Genomic DNA, 18,818 nt, shown 5'->3' on the forward strand with positions numbered 1-18,818 from the left:
AAATAAAAATAACACATACGAAATGAAAACCATTATACAAATTTTACTTTGGATTGGATGTATCGCTTTTGCATACCTTATTTATAACTCCATTACCGGACCAATTAAATTTAAAGAGGTAAAAGAAGAACGTTTTTCGCAAGTAGTTGCCAAATTAAAAGATATTAGAAATTCTCAAGAAGCTTACAAAACCGTTAATGGCAAATATGCGAATGACTTTAATAGTCTTATTCGTTTTATCGACACCGGTAAATATGTAATTACGCAACAGAGAGATTCTTCTTATATGGAATTCGATAAGGCATTTGGTATCGATTTGTTGAAAGAAGTAAAGATTATTGACACCTTAGGTACTGTTTCTGTAAAAGATTCACTTTTCAAAACAGACAATAGATACAAGACCTTAATGGATGTACCTACAGCTGTAAACGGCGAGAAATTTACAATGAAAGCTGCATTTGTAGAAAAAAGTGGCTATAAAGCTCCGGTTTTCGAAGCTAAAGTTGATAAAGATGTTATTCTTTATGATCAGCCGAAAGATTTATTAGCTCGCGAAAAAGCTGCATTAAGTGTAGAAGAAGTTAACGGACCTTCAATATATGTTGGTTCTTTAGTAGACGTAAGTACTAGCGGTAACTGGCCTCCTATTTATGACAAAAAAGAAAAAAAATAGTAGCTTAAATATAGCGGATAAGAATTTTAAGAAATTGTCCATTCAGGTTAGCTTGAATGGACTTTCTTTTTGTGTAGCAGATACTGTTTCACAAAAATTATTAATTTCTGATAGGGTCGATTTTTCAGAAGAAAAAAACCCCATGTTCGTTAAAGATGAATTGCAAAAACTATTTCAAAAGCATGATATTGAAAACATGCAATTCGATGAAGTTATTGCTGTTCATAGAAATACCCTATTTGGTTTAGTGCCCAAATCCTTATTCAACCAAAATCATTTAAACGAATATCTTAAATTCAATACCAAGGTATTGGCTAATGATGTTTTGGCTTATGACGAGGTAGAAAATCATGAGCTTGTAAATGTGTATGTTCCCTACACAAACGTCAACAATTACATTTATGAACTATTTGGCGAGTTCGATTATATGCACAATGGTACTGTTCTTTTGCAGTCATTATTAAACAACCAAACACAAAACCAAGAGACGACTTGTTTTGCGCATGTATATAAAAATCAATTAGATATAACCGTCTTAAACCAACGTAAACTTCTACTATACAACAGCTTTAAATATAACACTAAAGAAGATTTCGCTTACTATTTGTTATTTGTTCTAGAACAGTTAGAATTAGACCCTAAGACAGTCAATGTTAAACTATTCGGAGAAATCGAGGAAGACGATGAAATCTATCAATTGTGTTATAAATACATTCAAAATATCAGCATTTTTGAGCCATCATCTTCTCAATTGCTTAAACTTGGCGAGACTTCAACTAGTAGAATAGATTTCACCCTTATTAATACTATATAATGCGAATCATATCAGGAAAACATAAAGGACGTCATTTAATGGCTCCTAAAAAACTACCTGTAAGGCCTACCAAAGACATGGCCAAAGAGAGTCTGTTTAATATTCTGAACAATAGCTACTATTTTCCAGATTTGAAAGTTCTTGACCTTTTTGCCGGTACCGGTAATATAAGTTATGAGTTCTCATCGAGAGGTGTTGATGATGTTCTAGCCATAGATGCAGATGCCGGATGCATAGAATTTATAGACAAAACGGTAAAAATGTTAGAAATGAACGTTCGAACTCTAAAAAGTGATGTCTTTAGCTTTCTACAACGAAATACGGAAAAATTCGATATTATATTCGCAGATCCATTTTACGATATGGAACTTAGCGATTTTGAAAAACTACCAGAATTAGTTTTTCAAAATAATCTTCTTTTAGAAGACGGAGTTTTAATTATTGAACATTCTAACCGTACCAGTTTAGCTGAATTTCCACATTATAAAAATTCTAGAAAATACGGAGGAAGTGTTTTTAGTTTTTTTGAGAATTAAAATTTAAAAAAAAATTGACTTAGCTTATAAAAATGCAAAAAGACACTTCGACTATGCTTAGAGTTGATTTGATGACTCTAATATTAGTTTTGCATTATCATTAAAAAAAGCAGGCCATAAGCCGGATTCTGTATTCTGAAAAAATTCAGAATTCCCTATCATTTATCTAGGCAATGGGTTACCCCAGAGCTCGAACCGCCTACCCTTCGGCTTGAGCGTGCAGCCCTTAAGCACCGATTTACATGACGTTTCACCGTATAGAGTTTACCTGGTTTCACTACAGCCGAACTGTACTTGCTTTCTGTTGCACTTGTCCTCACTTCTCAGCGGACGGGCGTTACCCGCTATACTGCACTATGGTGTCCGGACTTTCCTCTCCCAATTTCTTGGCAGCGATAAGGTGGCCTGCTAAGCGCAAATGTACTGCAATTGTTGATAACTAAGGATGATCTCTTTTCTTAATTCTCGTTAGAATTAAAGGCTATAATTATATTTGTATAAGTATAAACAGAAGCAGCAATTTGGAACCATTTATTGTATCGGCTAGAAAGTATAGACCCCAGACATTTAAAGATGTTGTGGGTCAGCAATCTATAACCAATACATTACAAAATGCGATAGATCAAAATCACCTCGCACAAGCTTTATTATTCTGCGGACCAAGAGGTGTTGGTAAAACTACCTGTGCCCGAATTTTGGCCAAACAGATAAATTCTGATGGTACCGAACAAGAAAACGAAGATTTTGCTTTCAATATCTTTGAGCTTGATGCCGCTTCGAACAACTCGGTCGATGATATTCGTAATCTAATTGATCAAGTACGTATACCACCACAAGTAGGCAAATACAAGGTTTATATAATTGATGAGGTGCATATGTTGTCTCAGTCTGCTTTTAATGCATTTCTAAAAACATTAGAAGAGCCGCCAAAGCATGCTATTTTCATTTTAGCAACTACTGAAAAGCATAAGATTATACCGACGATTCTTTCTAGATGTCAAATTTTTGATTTTAAAAGAATTACAGTTAAAGATGCTGCCGAATACTTAAAATATATTGCAGAAAACCAAGGCGTAAAAGCTGAAGAAGATGCTTTGCACATTATTGCCCAAAAAGCTGATGGCGCTATGCGTGATGCTTTATCTATTTTTGATAGAGTGGTTAGCTTTTCTGGTTCTGAGCTTACTCGTAAGGCAGTTACCGAGAATTTAAACGTATTAGATTATGACACCTATTTTGAAGCTACAGATCTAATCTTAGAACATAATATACCAGGATTATTGTTATTGTTTAACAAGACCCTATCTCTTGGATTTGACGGACACCACTTTATATCTGGACTAGCGTCTCATTTTAGAGATTTAATGGTATGCCAGCACCCTGATACTATTACACTTTTAGAAGTCGGGGAAGCTGCACAACAATTATACAGAGATCAAGGCAAAAAAACATCTCCTGCTTTTTTACTTAAAGGATTGGATATTGCCAACGACTGTGATTTAAAATATAAAACAAGTAAGAATCAACGCTTGCTCGTTGAATTAACTCTTATGAAACTTGCCTCTATCGATTTTGATGGAGAAAAAAAAAATCCTGAATCGGTAGCTCTCCATAACCAGACTATTAATTTTATTGCTCCTTCTGCATTTTATAATCAAGTACCCAAAGCATTAACTAAAGAATCTGAGGTAAAACCAGTAACTGGAAATCAACCAACTGCTATAAAATCAGAAGTAGAGGTTTCAACAGAAATAGTTTCTGTCAATAAGGTAGTGGAAACTCCGACAGTATCAAAACCAGCACAAGTAACTCCAGAAAAACCTAAAGGAACTTTAGAAAAAACTAGTGAAGCACCACCAGCAGAAACTACTCCTGATAGTAAAAAACCGATTATTGATCGCCCCACTAAAAGAGTTTCAGGACTTTCAATTTCTAGCTTAAATGCCAAAAAGCAACATGAGCTTAATAAAATTGAAGTTGTTATTGATGAAAACAACTTACCAAAAGATAATTTTACGGAAGAAGAACTACGTAAGCACTGGGCAGATTTTATAGAAATCATTGATAAGAAAGGTCAAAAGATTCTTGCTTCTAATCTTCATTCAGATATTCCGAAACTAAAAGAGAATTTTGCTATTCATATTGAGCTTCCTAACGGGACTATGAAGAAGGAAATTGAGCGTGAGCAGTTCGAATTAATGGAATATCTACGTGCAAAACTGAATAATCACTTTGTTCATTTAGTAATTACCGTGAATGAAACAACCGAAACCAAGTATGCATTTACGCCCGAAGAGAAATACGAAAAATTAAGAGAAAAAAATCCGGTTATCGATTTATTAAGAACAGAGTTCGACCTGTATTTATAACCTTCTTTTACTTCGAAAAACAAATATTAATAGTACTATTGAAATTATTAAAAGTCCGAAGGCTTCCCTTCCTAATTCTACGGTAACTATATCACCATCATTTAAATCGAATCCTTGAAAATCTGATGGATATAGATACAAGAAGCCAATAAAAGCGAGTACACCTAAAATCATCGGTACTATGTACCCAATTTTATTTAATGCGAATAATAAAGATATTAAAGCCGCAACGCCGTATATAATAATCCAATTTAATGAGTCTGGATCATTGTATTGAAGAACTGCACCGACAGTAAATAAGACTGCAAAAACATACTCTAATATCTTAAATAATAGATTCATTTAAATTTAGTTTAATAGGTGATTTTCAATAAGATCACGCACTTGTATTGCACTAATCTTCTGATTGTTATCACCCGTCACATGATTGCTTATGAAGATGGGAAAATCTTCGATATCTTCAGTTAAACGACCATGAGAACCTTTTATTAAAGTAGCATCAATTGGTATAATATTCATGACCGTTCTAAAGCCCATTTTCTTTTTAAGCAGCTTACCCACTACTTTTGCCATCACCAATTTATCTTTTGGATCTGTCAACATTTCAACTGGATCGTAACCTGGTTTTTTATGAATATCTACCATTCTTGCATAGTCTGGCGCCTTTGCATCATCTAGCCAGAAATAATAGGTAAACCAAGAATCTTTATCTGCAACTACCACAATATCACCACAACGCTCATGGTCTATGTGATAGGTCTTTAAATCTTCTCCGTAAAGAACTTTCTCTACACCGTCAATTGATTTCATCAATTCGGTAATACGCTCTATATCTTTAGAATTCTTACAATAGACATGTGCTATTTGATGATCAGCAACTGCAAACACATCACTGGCTCCTGCATCTAAAAGCTCTAAACCTCGTTCTTCACGAATAGCCAACATTCCTTCTTTTCTTAATACACGATTAAGATGAATTGGTCTGTTTACATTTGTAATTCCGTATTCTGAAAGCAAAATCACTCTGGTATCCAACACTTCATAATGTTGCACCAATTGCTTGACTACAGCATCTATCTCGTTCAGGTCTTTTGAAATAATCTTGAAATCAAGACCGTACCGTTGTAAATTATAATCTAAATGTGGAAGGTAAATGAAGGTTAAATCTGGATTGTACTTTTTATCTGTCAATAAAGCGGCATTAGCTATCCATTTAGAAGAATTAATGGTTGTTTTAGGACCCCAAAATTCGAACAACGGAAAAGTACCTAATGCTTTTTGCATTTCGTCGCGCAACTCAGCCGGAAAAGAATATACATCTGGAATTTTTCTACCGTCTGCTAAATAATTAGGTCTTGGTGTAAGGCTATAATCTACATTGCTGTACATATTATACCACCAAAAGTGATTGGCACAAGTGAAATTAGAATCCTTCTCTTTTAAATCGTCCCATATTTTTTGTTGCTCTACCAATTTGTTCGATTGTCGCCAGAACTTGACCTCGCATTCATCTTTAAAATACCAGCCATTGCCAACAATACCATGCTCTGATGGCCATTTACCTGTTACATAGGTAGATTGCACGGCACAGGTTACACCTGGCAATACAGGTTCTATGTAAGAAGATTGACCTTTTTCTAAAAATGATTTTATAAACGGAGTATGCTCACCAATCAATCGCTTCGTTAACCCAACTACATTTATAACTACCGTTTTTTTCATATTACATGTGTGATTTAAACCACTCTATTTCTCGAATTATGGATACTGATAAATCTTGTTTTAAATCTGGAGGAAGTACATCCCAAGTATAGGTTTCTATTTCTAAATGTTCTGATACAGGATTAGATTTGATATACTCCATCGTTTTTAAAATATGATCTTGCGTTGAAAACAACTCGCCATATTTTTCTAAGAAAATAGGAACGTGGTAATGTGCCCTAAGTTCTTTGTGATTTCTTTCCCCCTCTAAAACCAGAGGTAAATCGCTGTATGTTTTTACTTTGCCATCTATTATCTCAGTTACCTGATGTAAATAGGTAGGTTCGTTGAATTGAGATAATTGTTTCCAAATAACCTCATCACTATCTCCACTAAAAAGAATTTTTAATGCTGCACTAACTTGAATTTTACCTACTCGTATATTTTCTTTTTTAAACTTAGAAAAGGTATCTGTAGGTTCTTCATAGGCCAATGAGAAATGGCAAACGTCATAACAGACGGTGATATATTTTTTAATTAACTCTTCAGATTCCTTTTGCCCTAACCCTAATTCCTGTTTGAAAAATGATGCTCCTATTGGTAATAAGTAGTCAGAATAAAAGAATAATACTTCATCACTATTTTCCAACAATCCGTCTGGCTCTGGTTCTATATCTAAATGCAAATAAGTTCCTGTAGTTTTCTCAATTGCGAACAATTGTTTGGCAACCTCTAACATATTTTTAGCTCCTAACTGAAAGGCGTTCTTTGTTTCACTTTCAGTTTTATGCCAGTATTTATATGTAATTGGTGATGTAGAAATTCCGCCATTCATTCCCGCAGGTATTAATTCGGATAATTGACGAAACAATCGTTTTGTATATTTCAATCGATCATCGGTAGTCCAATCTGGAGCATGCACCATATCTTTTACCCGTTCATCATGAAAGTTTCCATATGGGAATCCGTTCATGGTGAAAACATATAGATTGTTGGAATCTAGCCACTTTTTGAAATCGGACATATTAGTATCTATATCAAGCTCTTCACTGGCTTTGTTAGATAATCTAAGTCCTAGACCAAATGGTTGTTTTTTTGAAACTTCTTGTTTTATTCCTGGCACATGTTTTTTAATACTCGCAAAGGTACTTTTCCAATCTTGACCAGGGTGGATATTTGTACAATAGGTTAAATGAAGATTTTCTTTTAGTTGCATTGAACTTAATTTAATGCGAATTGATGATTCAACTTTAAAACTGCTTGTGTCATCAGCCCCATATCGATTGTATGTACGTCATGTTTAACACCTAAGTCAGAAATTAGGGTAATTGTCAATTGCCCTCCTAAATGCTCTCTAAACTCTTCAAGACCATCTAACAAAGATTGAATCTCCACACCGCTTTCTACCGGAAGAGAAAGGTCAAAACCTATAGCAATCATCACGTCTAAAATATGCTGTAAATCTGCCTCTGAAATTAAACCGGTTAATTGCGCATAGGTTACATCTAATGCAATACCTTTTGCTACTGCCTCACCATGTCGCAATTCATAATTGGTCATGAATTCCATTTTGTGGGCTGCCCAATGTCCGAAATCTAAGGGTCTTGAAGAACCAGATTCAAATGGATCGCCACCTTGCGCTATATGATGCATATGCATTTCTGCACACTTATAAATTACATATTGCATAGGTTCCATTTCTCTATTTTTCAATGCCGTAGCATTATCAGCTATGTATTTAAAAAAGGTTTTATCCTTAATTAAAGCAACTTTTACAGCTTCCGAAATACCAGAAATCCAATCGCGTTGCTCTAGGGTTTTTAGAAAATTACTATCATTAATGATTGCGAAAGGTGGAGCGAACGTTCCTAAAAAATTTTTCTTTTTGAAAGCGTTTACACTATTCTTTACCCCAACTGCAGAATCGTTCTGAGATAACACTGTAGTGGGTATTCTTATCAACTTAACACCTCTATGTGCAATTGCAGCTGCATAACCAACCATATCGATTACTGCACCACCACCTATGACAACTACAAATGAATGACGACAAATTTTGTTTTCATTGACTCCTTTCAAAACAGACTCAATAGCCGCATCGCTGTTTTTAACTTGCTCACCACCTGGCAATACTAAAGTATTTGTATACTTTATAGTTTCCTGATTTTTTTTACAATAGGCTTCGATCTGATTTATTAATGCAGGATGATGCTTTTTAACTCCGTCATCCAATACAAAAAGAAGTTTGACAGGTTCAAAATCTTTATAGTCCGCAATTAATTTTTCGAATAACGGATTTTCTAAAGCAAATAGCCCTGAAGTAAAGTACAATTGATAATCGTATTGTACTTGAAAAGACTGTTTTATAGGTTGTAATTGCATATGATTTTATGTTACAGCAAATAATTTTGATAACAGCATTGATACCGGTAATAACAACAAAACCGCTATTGCCAAATACCAATCTGAAAAACCGGCTACCCAGCAAGCGTTCATGACAACAAGTGATAATACACCGCCCATTACCGCCTTCTTTATATTCTTAGGCGAATTCTCTTTGTATGCCTTTACCAATGGGGTAAATATTAAATACCCGAACAGAATTAAAAACGGCAATAAGACTAAAACATTGTCTCCCTGTTGAATTACAATTAACGCAATAGACAATATGACTATTGCATACAAAACACCTGCCCGAACAATGTGTTTCTTATTATTACCATTTACTTCGCCCCTACTGATTAATGTAATGGCAAAAATGTAAACTACAGGCACTAACGCTATGTAACAATGAGAAAGTATCCCTAAAATTGACATTCCCATTAATAAGTTTAATCCACGGCAAACACCCATGTTCAAAGGACCTGCGAAACCGAATTGCTTGAAATACCCATCGTAAGTTAAAATAGCAATAGTCAAGACTACTGATATTATCCCTGAAAGCATATTACATTTAAACGCCAAGGTAACGCCAATTAACATTAAAATGGTTCCAAAATAAATAGCTTCACGCTTAGGCACCAATCCACTTGGTATAGCTCTTTCTGGTCTTTCAATCGCATCTAATTCTGCATCGAATACATCATTAAAAACTACACCTCCAGCATATAAAGCAACAGACGAGAATACTAATAAAAGAACATCACCCCTTTGTTCTGTTAAAAATTTTAGCGCCTCTATATTTTTTAGATAAAATGCTATTGTAATACCCGCCAAAATATCTGCTGCTGCAGTCGGCAAATTTGCGGGTCTTGCCAAACGAGCAAAACCCATTAACTTCTCTTTCATTTTAGGTAATTTGGTCTTCGTCTATTCTTGGTTTCTGACCTCTTAACACACTATTATCATTAAACAATTGCGATTGATTAATGCTATCTGGCTGTAACCAATGCGCTTCTTTCATTTTACCATTTTTACTAAAAGCATCCAAAGCATTTTGGTAACAGGTCTTTCTAACATCTTCCATAGAAATACCTCTTTTCAACATTAAAGAAGCTGTTTTCGGCACTGCTAATGGATCACTTACACCCCAGTCTGCCGAGCTATCTACGATAATATTAGAACTACCGAATTTCTTAACCACCTCTACCATTCGTTCATTACCCATTTTTGTTTTTGGGTAAATAGTAAATGCAGCTATGAATCCGCGGTCAAGAACCTCTTTAACCGTTTCTTCATTATTATGGTCAATAATTACATTGGCAGGATCTAAACCATGTTCTAAACAAACTTCCATACTCTTAATGGTACCGGCTTTTTTATCGCGATGTGGTGTATGTACCTGTACGGTCATATCCAACTCTTTAGCCATCTCTAATTGCATTCTAAAAAACTTGTCTTCTGCAGGTGTTTGGTCGTCATAACCGATTTCACCAATGGCAACAACATTTTCTTTATGTAAGTATAATGGCAATAATTCAATAACTTGTTCTGCCAAAGCCTCATTATTAGCCTCTTTAGAGTTTAAGCCAATTGTGCAATAATGCTTAATACCAAATTGGCTAGCTCTAAAAGGCTCCCAACCAACAAGACTGCTAAAGTAATCTTGAAAAGAACCTACTTGGGTTCTAGGTTGACCCAACCAAAATGAAGGTTCTATTATCGCTACAACTCCCGCTGCTGCCATTGCTTCATAATCATCTGTTGTTCTTGACGTCATGTGAACATGCGGGTCAATAATCATCATTTTATCTTCCATTCTATTGTTGTTTAATCGTATTCCACGTTATCTGCCCCTCTGCTATTTTATGTTTTAGCTCTGGTTTACTATTCAAAAGTGCCAATGCTTTATCATTTTCTGAATGATAACAACAAAGAGCTCCTGACATATTTTCTAATTCATCATCACTAAGAAGAAGTGTCTTCATATCATTCAACAGGTCCTCATTTAAAAATTTAGAAACTGGTCTCCAAAATAATGGATCAATTTTTCTGCCTGCAGCCCACCTTTCATGTGCATAGTCAGATATTATTCTAATTAAATCAGCATTTGCCCTTTCATCAACAGATTCTATTTGCGAAAGATCTCGTTCCATAAATGCGGCTTTTAAAAACATCTGATTCCATTGTTGATCGTTAAAATATTTCGCTGGATATGGATTATTCAATGAAATTGCATCAAAAATGGTAGCAATATTCGTTCTTAAAGCTTCTACCGCTGTTTGTTTGTAGGCTTCCTGGTTTGGCAATAAAATCAAGTATTTCAGAAAAGTTTCTAACTCACTTGTATCAGCCACCTGTATAATATTTGCAACTTTAGGTGTATAATATTCCTCATCATGCCCTAGAACTTCTGACAACAAATAGATACGTGCTACTTGTAGAATATCTGCTCTATGTGCGCTGAAATAGCTAGCACTTTCAGTATCTAATTGTTTAAATGAAATTGGTTTTGTAGCATCAAATTTTACATTTAGAAGACTATAGGCCATGAATAAATTTTTTGAAGACTTATCGCCAACCAACTTCTCAATTTTACCTTCTAGCCAACTAACACTTTCTGGTGTTCCAAATTGTGCTAAAATATTTCGCATGTCTTTTTGATTGTGCATTTTGTAATAAGATTGACTTTACATCAAAAATAATTATTATTCAGCAGTAACTTGTCTAGGTTCTTGATTATAATTGGCTAGGTCTCGAAATCTTTTCTAATTTTGAAAAAAAGTAAACTATGCTAGGCTTAAAACTACCTACCGATCCAAGATGGGTAAATATTGTTGAGAAAAATATTGATGAAATTTTAACGGATCACGCCTATTGTGAGCAAAAAGCTGCTAGTACCGCTATATCCCTAATTGTATCTTTCCCTGAATATACAGAGCTTGTTGAAGAAATGGTTGCTTTATCTAGAGAAGAAATGGGCCATTTTAAAATGGTGCATGACCTTATACTAAAACGTGGCAACACTTTAGGCAGAGACCGCAAAGATGATTATGTCATTCAGCTAATAAAATTCTTTCCAAAAGGAGGTAGCAGAACTACCCAACTCGTACATCGATTATTATATGCCGGACTAATTGAAGCGCGTAGTTGCGAGCGTTTTAGGTTATTATCTGAAGAGTTAGAAGACAAAAAATTAGCCGAATTCTATCATAAACTAATGATCAGTGAAGCCGGACATTATACTATGTTCTTAAAATTTGCTCGTAAATATGGCGAACTAGAAGAGGTGAATACAAAATGGAATAGCCTCTTGGAATATGAAGCTCAAATCATGAAAGATTTAGGCACAAAAGAAAGTATTCACGGCTAAAACAAACCTTATTTACTTTCTGAATTATATAAATCTTTGATAATACCATCTGAAAGTCCGATTTTGGGAACATGAATTTTCTTAGCGCCACTCCATTTGGCCGCTGATAGAAAAATTTTGGTTGCCGGTATAATAACATCTGCCCTATCTGGATTTAACCCTAGCTCTGAAATTCTGTCATCATAGCTTAGACTATCTAAAAAATGATATTGGGCATTCAACCATAAATAAGACAAAGGTTCGCCTTCTTTTCTTCCTGAAATCTTATGCAATTTGTTAATGTTACCACCTGAGCCAATTATGGATAACTTGGGTTTATCTTTCAGAATTGATTTTATCCACTCTTCCAATTTATTCCAAGTTTCGGGTTTGACCATATTATTCAATAGTCTGACAGTACCTAACTTAAACGACTTGGAAACTTGAATTTTACCATTAGAAAACAAGGTGAATTCTGTACTACCGCCACCAACATCAATATATAAATAAGATTGATCTTCCTTAATAAGACTTTTTAAATCTGTCGCGGCTATTATAGCTGCTTCTTGCTTACCATCTATCAAATCTATTTGTATTCCTGATTCTAAAGCAATTTTTTTAATTATCTCATTTCCATTATTGGCTTCTCTCATCGCAGAGGTAGCACAAGCTCTGTATTTTTCAACTCCTGCAACTTCCATCAGCAGTTTAAAAGCTTTCATAGTACTTATTAACCTTTTTTCATTTATCTCAGAAATTTCACCTACTGTAAATGAGTCTTCGCCCAGTCGCACAGGCACCCTAATTAAAGAGCTTTTTCTGAATTGGGTTCTTTTCCCCTTATCTTCAATTACGTTATGTGTAAGCAACCGAATTGCATTAGAGCCTATGTCGATCGCCGCAAATTTTCTTATCTTCAAAAGATTACTTTTTTAAGATTCTAGTTTATTCGCATAATACTCATAAGTAGCAAACTGTGACCTTATTTTTGGCACGGTTGTCTTTCTATAGGCATTATCTTGTTTTTCATTGAAAATACGAGCTTTCATATTGTCTTTCCAACAAATGTCAAAAGTATCCATCAGCTCTTTTTTTATGTCTACATCATAAATTGGGCAACCTACCTCTACTCTATAATCGAGGTTTCTGGTCATCCAATCTGCAGATGAAATATATATTTTTGTATCTCCTCCGTTGGCAAAAACAAAAAGGCGTGTATGCTCTAAAAATTTATCAATAACACTAATAGCCTCGATATTTTCACTCATACCCTTAACACCTGGTATTAAGCAACATATACCCCTTATGATCAACTGGATCTTTACCCCAGCTCTACTTGCTTCATACAGTTTATCTACCATTTTATAAGAGGTAAAACTGTTCATTTTTATTTTGATAAAAGCTACTTTACCTTGCTTAGCATTTGCAATCTCATTATCAATTAATTTCATAAACGCATTCTTGGTATAATGCGGCGATACGATAAGATGTTTGTATTTATTAATTTTATACGTCGTCTCAAAGAAATCAAAAACTTTGTTCAGTTCTTTTAATATGGATTCATCTGCAGTAAACAAGGTAAAATCTGTGTAAATTCTTGCTGTAGATTCGTTGAAATTACCTGTACTAACAAATCCGTATCTTTTTAAAGACCCTGCTTCTTCGCGTTCGATCATACAAATTTTACTATGTACTTTTAAGCCTGGTACTCCGAAAATAAGTTTTACACCTTCTGCCTGTAATTGCTCTGCATATTCAATATTCGCCTGCTCATCAAAACGGGCTTGAAGTTCTATTTGTACGGTTACTTGTTTTCCATTTTTAACCGCATTTATTAATGATGCAGCTATTTGAGAATCACTTGCCAACCTGTACACCGTAATTTTAATAGTACGAACTTTGGGATCTAAAGCAGCTTCACGCAAAAACTTTAAGATATAGGTGAAGGTGTGATACGGAGTGTATTGTAAATAATCTTTTTTCGCAATACTTTCTAATATACTACCTTCTACACTTAACCCTTTTACAGGTAATGGGACGATTTTATCATACAAAAGATCTTTTCTACCTAAACTAGGAAAGCCCATATAATCTCTACGGTTATGATATCTACCACCAGGTATTACACTATCCGTATCTTCAATATTCATTTTTTCTTTTAGAAAAGCTAGAGTATCTCTACCTATACTCTTATCGTATACAAAACGAACTGGATCACCAGTTTTTCTATGCTCTACACTTGATGATATTTTTTCAATGAAACTCTTACTTAGGTCATTATCTATATCTAATTCGGCATCTCTTGTAATTTTTATCATGTGTGCCGAAATAGATTCGTACTCGAACATGGTAAAAATATTATCTAAACAATACCTGATCATATCATCTAAAATGATAATGTAACTTTTCTCACCTTCATCTGGCAATACCACAAAACGATCTATTCCTTTCGGAATCTCAATTAAAGCGTAACGTTTTTCTTTCTTACTTTCTTCACTCTTAATTACCATTTTTACCGCCAAGTATGCCGCAGTATCTTTTAGCGTAGGAAAACGTGTAAGATCATTTAATATAATAGTCATTAATTGCGGACTCACCTCTTTTAAGAAATAAGCTTTTACAAATTCTTTCTGATTTTCATTTAATTCCGTCTCCTGAATAATAAAAATATTCTTGCCCTCTAGTTCGTGTTCTATTCTTCTAAGAATCGTTAAACTTTTGGTTTGTTGCTCTATTACAATATTTGTAATGTCATCTAAAAGATCCTTAGCTTTTTCGCCACCCAGCACACTTTTACCGGTCTTACCAGCTTCTACAATACGCTTAACAGTTGCGTAACGCACTTTAAAAAATTCATCTAAATTGTTAGAGAAAATACCTAAAAAACGAAGTCTCTCAATTAACGGTACATTTTTATCTGCACTTTCTTGCAAAACCCGTTCGTTGAACCATAACCAACTTATCTCTCTGTTTATGTACTGGTTGTTATTTTTTATCATGCTTTTAGTTGCTTCGGAAAAATAGTTTGTATTGTTAAGCCTTTTGAAATAGTAGCCCAAGTATTTTCATTGAATTGTAAGTGAACAAAGCCACTGGTAGGAACATTATCGATATGTTTATCTCCAAGGGAATTTGCCAAATGGGTAAAGGTATGGTTATGCCCAAAAAGGAGGACATCATCTAAATTATCATCTAAATTCTTAATGAATTGAAGTGCCTGATCTCCAGAAAAATCATACAACTCTGAAGTTATATTACAATTCTCAAGAGGATACTCAAGTGCACGTAGACAAATTATGCAGGTATGAAACGCCCTGTTTGCGGGGCTCGTATATACCTGGTCTATTTTTAAATTCTTACTTGCTATTTTTTCCCCTATCAAATGGGCATCAAAAATACCTCTTTGCAATAGCGACCTATCTTGATCACTTACATTGAGTTCCCAAGATGACTTACCATGTCGCATTAAATATAAATTCTTCATACGGCTTAATTAAATTTATGGTGCCAATCTTTCCATTTTCCAATCAAAATCATCGGTCAGGGTATATCGAATTCGATCATGCAACCTGTTGGGTCTACCTTGCCAAAACTCCATTGAGACCGGTCTTACCAAATAGCCGCCCCAATGCTCTGGTCTTTCAATTTCTTTACCTTCATACTCTTTCTCTAACTCGGTAAGTTTATCTTCTAAAATAGACCTAGAGTTAATTACCGTGCTCTGATCAGAAACTAAAGCACCTAATTTGCTACCATCTGGTCTCGATTCAAAATAACCATCAGAAAGATTTTTTGCCAATTTCTCGGCGGTGCCTTTTATAATTATTTGACGTTCTAAATTCGCCCAGAAAAAAGAAATACAAATCTTCGGATTTTCGTTTATCGCTCTTCCTTTTTCGCTATTGTAATTGGTATAAAATATAAAACCTTCGTGGGTATATTTTTTTAGAAGAACTACCCTGCTTTTAGGAAAACCGTCTAACCCCACCGTAGAAACTGTCATGGCATTAGGCTCATCAACTCCATCTGATTTTTCAACCTCATAAAACCAAGTTTGAAATAGCTGAATGGGGTTGTCAGATATACTGTCTTCCATCAACGCACTTTTCTCATACGATTTTCTATAATCTCCTAAATCTTTCTGCATCATTTTCGTGTTAAAAACAAGATAAACAAAGTTCTAAAAAGAAAGGAAAATAAATGGTATAAAAACGTATTAAAAGATTTAAAAATCGAAACTCTTACCATCATCGGCAAGAAGTACATTTTCAAATATAGTTGAAGCTTCTTCTCTAAAAAGCTCGATAGATTTATACCGTGTTGAATAATGACCTAATACCAAGGTTTTAGCATTTGCCGCTTTAGCCACTTTAGCCGCTTGCATTGCTGTTGCATGCTTAGTTTTCGTTGCCAATTCTGCTTCTGACTCTAAAAAGGTAGATTCATGATATAAAACATCAACATCTTTAATTTTCGCAGCTAAATTTTCATCATAAATAGTATCGCTACAAAAAGCATAAGATTTAGGTTTAGGTGGATCAAAAGTCAATTCGCTATTCGCAATTACCTCACAATTGTCTAAGGTAATATCTTTACCATTTTTTATGTTTTGGTAATAGGCTTTGTCAATGCCATACTCTTCAGCAGCAGCTATATTCAACTTTCTTTTACCTACTTTCTCTCTAAACAAAAATCCATTAGTATAGATTCTATGATCTAACGGAATTGTGGTTACTGTGATTTTCGTATCCTCAAAGACCAGCTCAGAATCTTTACTTGAGAGCTCATGAAACAGTAAGGGATAGTTCGTCCATGAATCGCCTAATTTCAAAAGCAATGTTATAGCCTCTTTTATACCTTTTGGACCATACACATGGAGCTCTTTCTCTCTACCCAACAACCTCATCGTAGAAATGAAGCCGGGAAGACCAAAAAAATGATCACCATGAAGGTGCGAGATGAAAATATGGTTGATTCTTGAGAACTTAATTTTATGCCTTCTTAGCTCTACTTGAGTACCTTCGCCACAATCTATTAAAACCATATGGTTATTAATTTCAAGTATTTGAGAAGTTGGGTTTGTAAGTGTTCTTGGTGTTGCAGCGTAACAACCCAATACGGTAAGTCGCATATTAATTATGTTCTATGTTCTTTAGGTATCTGTAATTACAGACCTAAATCGCGTTCTATATCTTCCATTTCAATAACATCTCGTGCTTCTTGAAGTGTAGGTACCAAACTCATTTCTTCTGGCACATCGTCGTACGATACTTTATCGGAAACCAAAACAAATGACTGTCCGTTTTTTTTATGTTTTCTAGCTATTTCTAAAAACGAAATAACATTATAAGGCGTCAGTTTTGAGAACCCTAATAAATCTAACACCAAATTATCATTCTTTAATTTGGCATATTCATTCTCCAAATTTTGTAAAAAACGTTCTATTGATATTTCTTCTTGAGAAACAATAATCAACGATCCTTCTTTAGTAAAAATCATATCACTTTATTTTAGATGCTAACAAATAAATAACCGCCATACGTATGGCAACTCCGTTTTCAACTTGATTCAAAATTATAGATTGTTTTGAATCTGCAACATCACTGGTAATTTCAACCCCCCTATTTATTGGTCCGGGGTGCATGATTACAATCTCTTTATCTAAGCTATCCAATAGCTTTTTATTGACCCCGAATTGTTGGGTATATTCTCTTGTAGTCGGAAAATAACTGATATCTAACCTTTCGTTCTGTATACGTAGCATATTTGCTACATCGCACCACTCCAAAGCTTTCCTTAGATTTGTTTCTACACCAACACCTAAAGAGTCTATATATTTAGGCAACAATGTTTTAGGCCCACAGACCTTAACATTTGCTCCTTGTAATTTTAATGCGAAGATATTTGACAGCGCTACTCTTGAATGCAAAATATCACCTACGATTACCACATTTTTACCAGCTACATCGCCAAGTTTTTCTCGGATGGAATAAGAATCTAACAACGCTTGAGTAGGGTGCTCATGAGCACCATCGCCTGCATTTACAATAGAAGCATTAACATGCTTTGATAAAAATATACCTGCACCAGGATTTGGATGCCGCATGACCACCATATCTACTTTCATAGATAATATATTGTTTACAGTATCTATTAAGGTTTCTCCTTTTTTTACCGAAGACTGGCTGGCAGAGAAATTAAGTACATCGGCAGATAGCCGTTTTTCAGCAAGTTCAAATGATAATTTGGTTCTGGTACTATTTTCAAAAAAGATATTGGCAATGGTAATATCTCGAAGCGAAGGGACTTTTTTAATAGATCGATTGATCACTTCCTTAAAATGATCGGCAGTTTCAAAAATAAGCTGAATATCGGTTTCCTTTAGGTATTTAATTCCCAGCAAGTGTTTAACACTCAGTTCGCTCATTTTCTTATCTATTTACTAAATATATAATATCTTCCCCATCATTTTCTTCCCACATCACCTTAACTTTTTCATCGTTTATGGCATCTACTTGACGACCTCTATAGTTAGGCTGTATAGGTAAATGTCTGCTAAATCTGCGATCTATTAAACACAATAGTTCAACATCTTTTGGTCTGCCAAAAGATTGTAAAGCTGTTAATGCCGCATTAATACTTCTACCGGTATATAGAACATCGTCAATTAAGACCACATTCTTATCTTCTACCAAGAAATCTATTTTTGTTTTTGTGGCTTCTAAAGTTTTGTCTCCCCGTCTAAAATCATCACGATAAAAAGTGATATCCAAGTAACCAAGGTCAATATGCTTTACTTTATATTCTTCTTTAAGAATTTTGGTCAAGCGCTGGGCAAGGAACTTGCCTCTTGGCTGAATACCTATTAAAACAGTATTCTCAAAACTTAAATGGGTTTCAAGAAGCTGACAAGCCAATCGATGCAGGATGATATTTATTTCTTTAGAAGAGAGTAAAACTTTTTGACTCATAATAGGCACCCATGCTTTTAGCT

General features: G+C 34.6%; 20 protein-coding genes and 1 other RNA gene. 5 read left to right on the top strand and 16 right to left on the bottom strand.

The window, feature by feature from the left end; translation table 11 throughout:
• Positions 1–22 precede the first annotated feature (22 nt).
• From ACEN2N_RS08990 to ACEN2N_RS09000, 3 genes are read left to right on the top strand one after another with little or no spacing between them, the layout of a single operon-like run.
• Positions 23–673: a hypothetical protein gene (locus ACEN2N_RS08990; protein WP_441824012.1), complete on the top strand. Its 651-nt coding sequence runs from the start codon at positions 23–25 to the stop codon at positions 671–673.
• On the top strand, positions 651–1,487 hold the full coding sequence (locus ACEN2N_RS08995; protein WP_441824013.1) for a DUF3822 family protein: 837 nt from the start codon (positions 651–653) through the stop codon (positions 1,485–1,487). The genes ACEN2N_RS08990 and ACEN2N_RS08995 overlap by 23 nt, the downstream gene beginning before the upstream one ends.
• Positions 1,487–2,023, top strand: a complete 537-nt coding sequence (locus tag ACEN2N_RS09000; RefSeq protein ID WP_441824014.1) for an RsmD family RNA methyltransferase — start codon at positions 1,487–1,489, stop codon at positions 2,021–2,023. The genes ACEN2N_RS08995 and ACEN2N_RS09000 overlap by 1 nt, the downstream gene beginning before the upstream one ends.
• Before the next feature lie 102 nt (positions 2,024–2,125).
• Here ACEN2N_RS09000 and rnpB read toward each other — a convergent pair.
• An RNA gene (gene rnpB / locus ACEN2N_RS09005) (RNase P RNA component class A) lies at positions 2,126–2,435 on the bottom strand.
• Between the two features lie 109 nt (positions 2,436–2,544).
• Here rnpB and ACEN2N_RS09010 point away from each other — a divergent pair.
• On the top strand, positions 2,545–4,392 hold the full coding sequence (locus ACEN2N_RS09010) for a DNA polymerase III subunit gamma/tau (protein WP_441824015.1): 1,848 nt from the start codon (positions 2,545–2,547) through the stop codon (positions 4,390–4,392).
• Here ACEN2N_RS09010 and ACEN2N_RS09015 read toward each other — a convergent pair.
• From ACEN2N_RS09015 to ACEN2N_RS09045, 7 genes are read right to left on the bottom strand one after another with little or no spacing between them, the layout of a single operon-like run.
• Positions 4,387–4,734: a transmembrane 220 family protein gene (locus tag ACEN2N_RS09015; protein ID WP_441824016.1), complete on the bottom strand. Its 348-nt coding sequence runs from the start codon at positions 4,732–4,734 to the stop codon at positions 4,387–4,389. The two genes, ACEN2N_RS09010 and ACEN2N_RS09015, sit on opposite strands and share 6 nt — an antisense overlap.
• Positions 4,735–4,740: 6 nt before the next feature.
• On the bottom strand, positions 4,741–6,114 hold the full coding sequence (locus tag ACEN2N_RS09020; RefSeq protein ID WP_441824017.1) for an alkaline phosphatase family protein: 1,374 nt from the start codon (positions 6,112–6,114) through the stop codon (positions 4,741–4,743).
• Between the two features lies 1 nt (position 6,115).
• A complete protein-coding gene (gene eboE / locus ACEN2N_RS09025; RefSeq protein ID WP_441824018.1) occupies positions 6,116–7,309 on the bottom strand; it encodes a metabolite traffic protein EboE in 1,194 nt (397 codons plus the stop codon).
• 5 nt (positions 7,310–7,314) lie between these two features.
• Positions 7,315–8,475 (bottom strand): 3-dehydroquinate synthase, encoded by a 1,161-nt coding sequence (locus ACEN2N_RS09030; protein WP_441824019.1) that lies wholly within the window; start codon positions 8,473–8,475, stop codon positions 7,315–7,317.
• Between the two features lie 6 nt (positions 8,476–8,481).
• Positions 8,482–9,381, bottom strand: coding sequence for a UbiA-like protein EboC (gene eboC / locus ACEN2N_RS09035; protein WP_441824020.1), 900 nt, complete (start codon positions 9,379–9,381; stop codon positions 8,482–8,484).
• A 1-nt stretch (position 9,382) separates the two neighbouring features.
• The gene (locus ACEN2N_RS09040; protein ID WP_441824021.1) at positions 9,383–10,291 is read right to left on the bottom strand and encodes a TatD family hydrolase; all 909 of its coding nucleotides are present in this window, start codon (positions 10,289–10,291) and stop codon (positions 9,383–9,385) included.
• Position 10,292: 1 nt separating this feature from the next.
• Complete coding sequence (locus ACEN2N_RS09045; RefSeq protein ID WP_441824022.1) at positions 10,293–11,126, bottom strand: EboA domain-containing protein; 834 nt, start codon at positions 11,124–11,126, stop codon at positions 10,293–10,295.
• A gap of 137 nt (positions 11,127–11,263) precedes the next feature.
• Here ACEN2N_RS09045 and ACEN2N_RS09050 point away from each other — a divergent pair, with 137 nt between their 5' ends.
• Positions 11,264–11,845 (top strand): tRNA-(ms[2]io[6]A)-hydroxylase, encoded by a 582-nt coding sequence (locus ACEN2N_RS09050; protein WP_441824023.1) that lies wholly within the window; start codon positions 11,264–11,266, stop codon positions 11,843–11,845.
• 8 nt (positions 11,846–11,853) lie between these two features.
• On the opposite strand, the gene ACEN2N_RS09055 is transcribed toward ACEN2N_RS09050, so the two are convergent.
• From ACEN2N_RS09055 to pyrR, 8 genes are all read right to left on the bottom strand, one after another.
• The gene (locus ACEN2N_RS09055; RefSeq protein ID WP_441824024.1) at positions 11,854–12,744 is read right to left on the bottom strand and encodes a Ppx/GppA phosphatase family protein; all 891 of its coding nucleotides are present in this window, start codon (positions 12,742–12,744) and stop codon (positions 11,854–11,856) included.
• 12 nt (positions 12,745–12,756) lie between these two features.
• The gene (gene ppk1 / locus ACEN2N_RS09060; RefSeq protein ID WP_441824025.1) at positions 12,757–14,823 is read right to left on the bottom strand and encodes a polyphosphate kinase 1; all 2,067 of its coding nucleotides are present in this window, start codon (positions 14,821–14,823) and stop codon (positions 12,757–12,759) included.
• Positions 14,820–15,308, bottom strand: a complete 489-nt coding sequence (locus ACEN2N_RS09065) for a SixA phosphatase family protein (protein WP_441824026.1) — start codon at positions 15,306–15,308, stop codon at positions 14,820–14,822. The genes ppk1 and ACEN2N_RS09065 overlap by 4 nt, the downstream gene beginning before the upstream one ends.
• A 15-nt stretch (positions 15,309–15,323) precedes the next feature.
• Positions 15,324–15,971 (bottom strand): pyridoxamine 5'-phosphate oxidase, encoded by a 648-nt coding sequence (gene pdxH, locus ACEN2N_RS09070; protein ID WP_441824133.1) that lies wholly within the window; start codon positions 15,969–15,971, stop codon positions 15,324–15,326.
• Between the two features lie 78 nt (positions 15,972–16,049).
• Positions 16,050–16,955: a ribonuclease Z gene (locus ACEN2N_RS09075; protein WP_441824027.1), complete on the bottom strand. Its 906-nt coding sequence runs from the start codon at positions 16,953–16,955 to the stop codon at positions 16,050–16,052.
• A gap of 35 nt (positions 16,956–16,990) precedes the next feature.
• Entirely contained in the window at positions 16,991–17,323 is a 333-nt protein-coding gene (locus ACEN2N_RS09080; RefSeq protein ID WP_441824028.1) for a ribonuclease Z, read from the bottom strand.
• Between the two features lies 1 nt (position 17,324).
• Positions 17,325–18,251 (bottom strand): aspartate carbamoyltransferase catalytic subunit, encoded by a 927-nt coding sequence (locus tag ACEN2N_RS09085; RefSeq protein ID WP_133689065.1) that lies wholly within the window; start codon positions 18,249–18,251, stop codon positions 17,325–17,327.
• A gap of 4 nt (positions 18,252–18,255) precedes the next feature.
• Entirely contained in the window at positions 18,256–18,795 is a 540-nt protein-coding gene (gene pyrR / locus ACEN2N_RS09090) for a bifunctional pyr operon transcriptional regulator/uracil phosphoribosyltransferase PyrR (RefSeq protein ID WP_441824029.1), read from the bottom strand.
• Positions 18,796–18,818: the final 23 nt, after the last annotated feature.

The sequence above is a fragment of the Maribacter spongiicola genome, from assembly GCF_052119685.1.
In the GTDB taxonomy this organism is placed as follows: domain Bacteria; phylum Bacteroidota; class Bacteroidia; order Flavobacteriales; family Flavobacteriaceae; genus Maribacter; species Maribacter spongiicola_A.

Bases quoted from the DNA above. Each gene is read 5' to 3' on its own strand.
- ppk1 (WP_441824025.1), bottom strand. From the start codon at position 14,823: ATGATAAAAAATAACAACCAGTACATAAACAGAGAGATAAGTTGGTTA.
- ACEN2N_RS09030 (WP_441824019.1), bottom strand. From the start codon at position 8,475: ATGCAATTACAACCTATAAAACAGTCTTTTCAAGTACAATACGATTAT.
- ACEN2N_RS09045 (WP_441824022.1), bottom strand. From the start codon at position 11,126: ATGCGAAATATTTTAGCACAATTTGGAACACCAGAAAGTGTTAGTTGG.
- ACEN2N_RS09040 (WP_441824021.1), bottom strand. From the start codon at position 10,291: ATGGAAGATAAAATGATGATTATTGACCCGCATGTTCACATGACGTCA.
- ACEN2N_RS09020 (WP_441824017.1), bottom strand. From the start codon at position 6,114: ATGAAAAAAACGGTAGTTATAAATGTAGTTGGGTTAACGAAGCGATTG.
- eboE (WP_441824018.1), bottom strand. From the start codon at position 7,309: ATGCAACTAAAAGAAAATCTTCATTTAACCTATTGTACAAATATCCAC.
- ACEN2N_RS09050 (WP_441824023.1), top strand. From the start codon at position 11,264: ATGCTAGGCTTAAAACTACCTACCGATCCAAGATGGGTAAATATTGTT.
- ACEN2N_RS09085 (WP_133689065.1), bottom strand. From the start codon at position 18,251: ATGAGCGAACTGAGTGTTAAACACTTGCTGGGAATTAAATACCTAAAG.
- pdxH (WP_441824133.1), bottom strand. From the start codon at position 15,971: ATGCAGAAAGATTTAGGAGATTATAGAAAATCGTATGAGAAAAGTGCG.
- ACEN2N_RS08995 (WP_441824013.1), top strand. From the start codon at position 651: ATGACAAAAAAGAAAAAAAATAGTAGCTTAAATATAGCGGATAAGAAT.
- ACEN2N_RS09000 (WP_441824014.1), top strand. From the start codon at position 1,487: ATGCGAATCATATCAGGAAAACATAAAGGACGTCATTTAATGGCTCCT.
- pyrR (WP_441824029.1), bottom strand. From the start codon at position 18,795: ATGAGTCAAAAAGTTTTACTCTCTTCTAAAGAAATAAATATCATCCTG.
- ACEN2N_RS09065 (WP_441824026.1), bottom strand. From the start codon at position 15,308: ATGAAGAATTTATATTTAATGCGACATGGTAAGTCATCTTGGGAACTC.
- eboC (WP_441824020.1), bottom strand. From the start codon at position 9,381: ATGAAAGAGAAGTTAATGGGTTTTGCTCGTTTGGCAAGACCCGCAAAT.
- ACEN2N_RS09075 (WP_441824027.1), bottom strand. From the start codon at position 16,955: ATGCGACTTACCGTATTGGGTTGTTACGCTGCAACACCAAGAACACTT.
- ACEN2N_RS08990 (WP_441824012.1), top strand. From the start codon at position 23: ATGAAAACCATTATACAAATTTTACTTTGGATTGGATGTATCGCTTTT.
- ACEN2N_RS09080 (WP_441824028.1), bottom strand. From the start codon at position 17,323: ATGATTTTTACTAAAGAAGGATCGTTGATTATTGTTTCTCAAGAAGAA.
- ACEN2N_RS09015 (WP_441824016.1), bottom strand. From the start codon at position 4,734: ATGAATCTATTATTTAAGATATTAGAGTATGTTTTTGCAGTCTTATTT.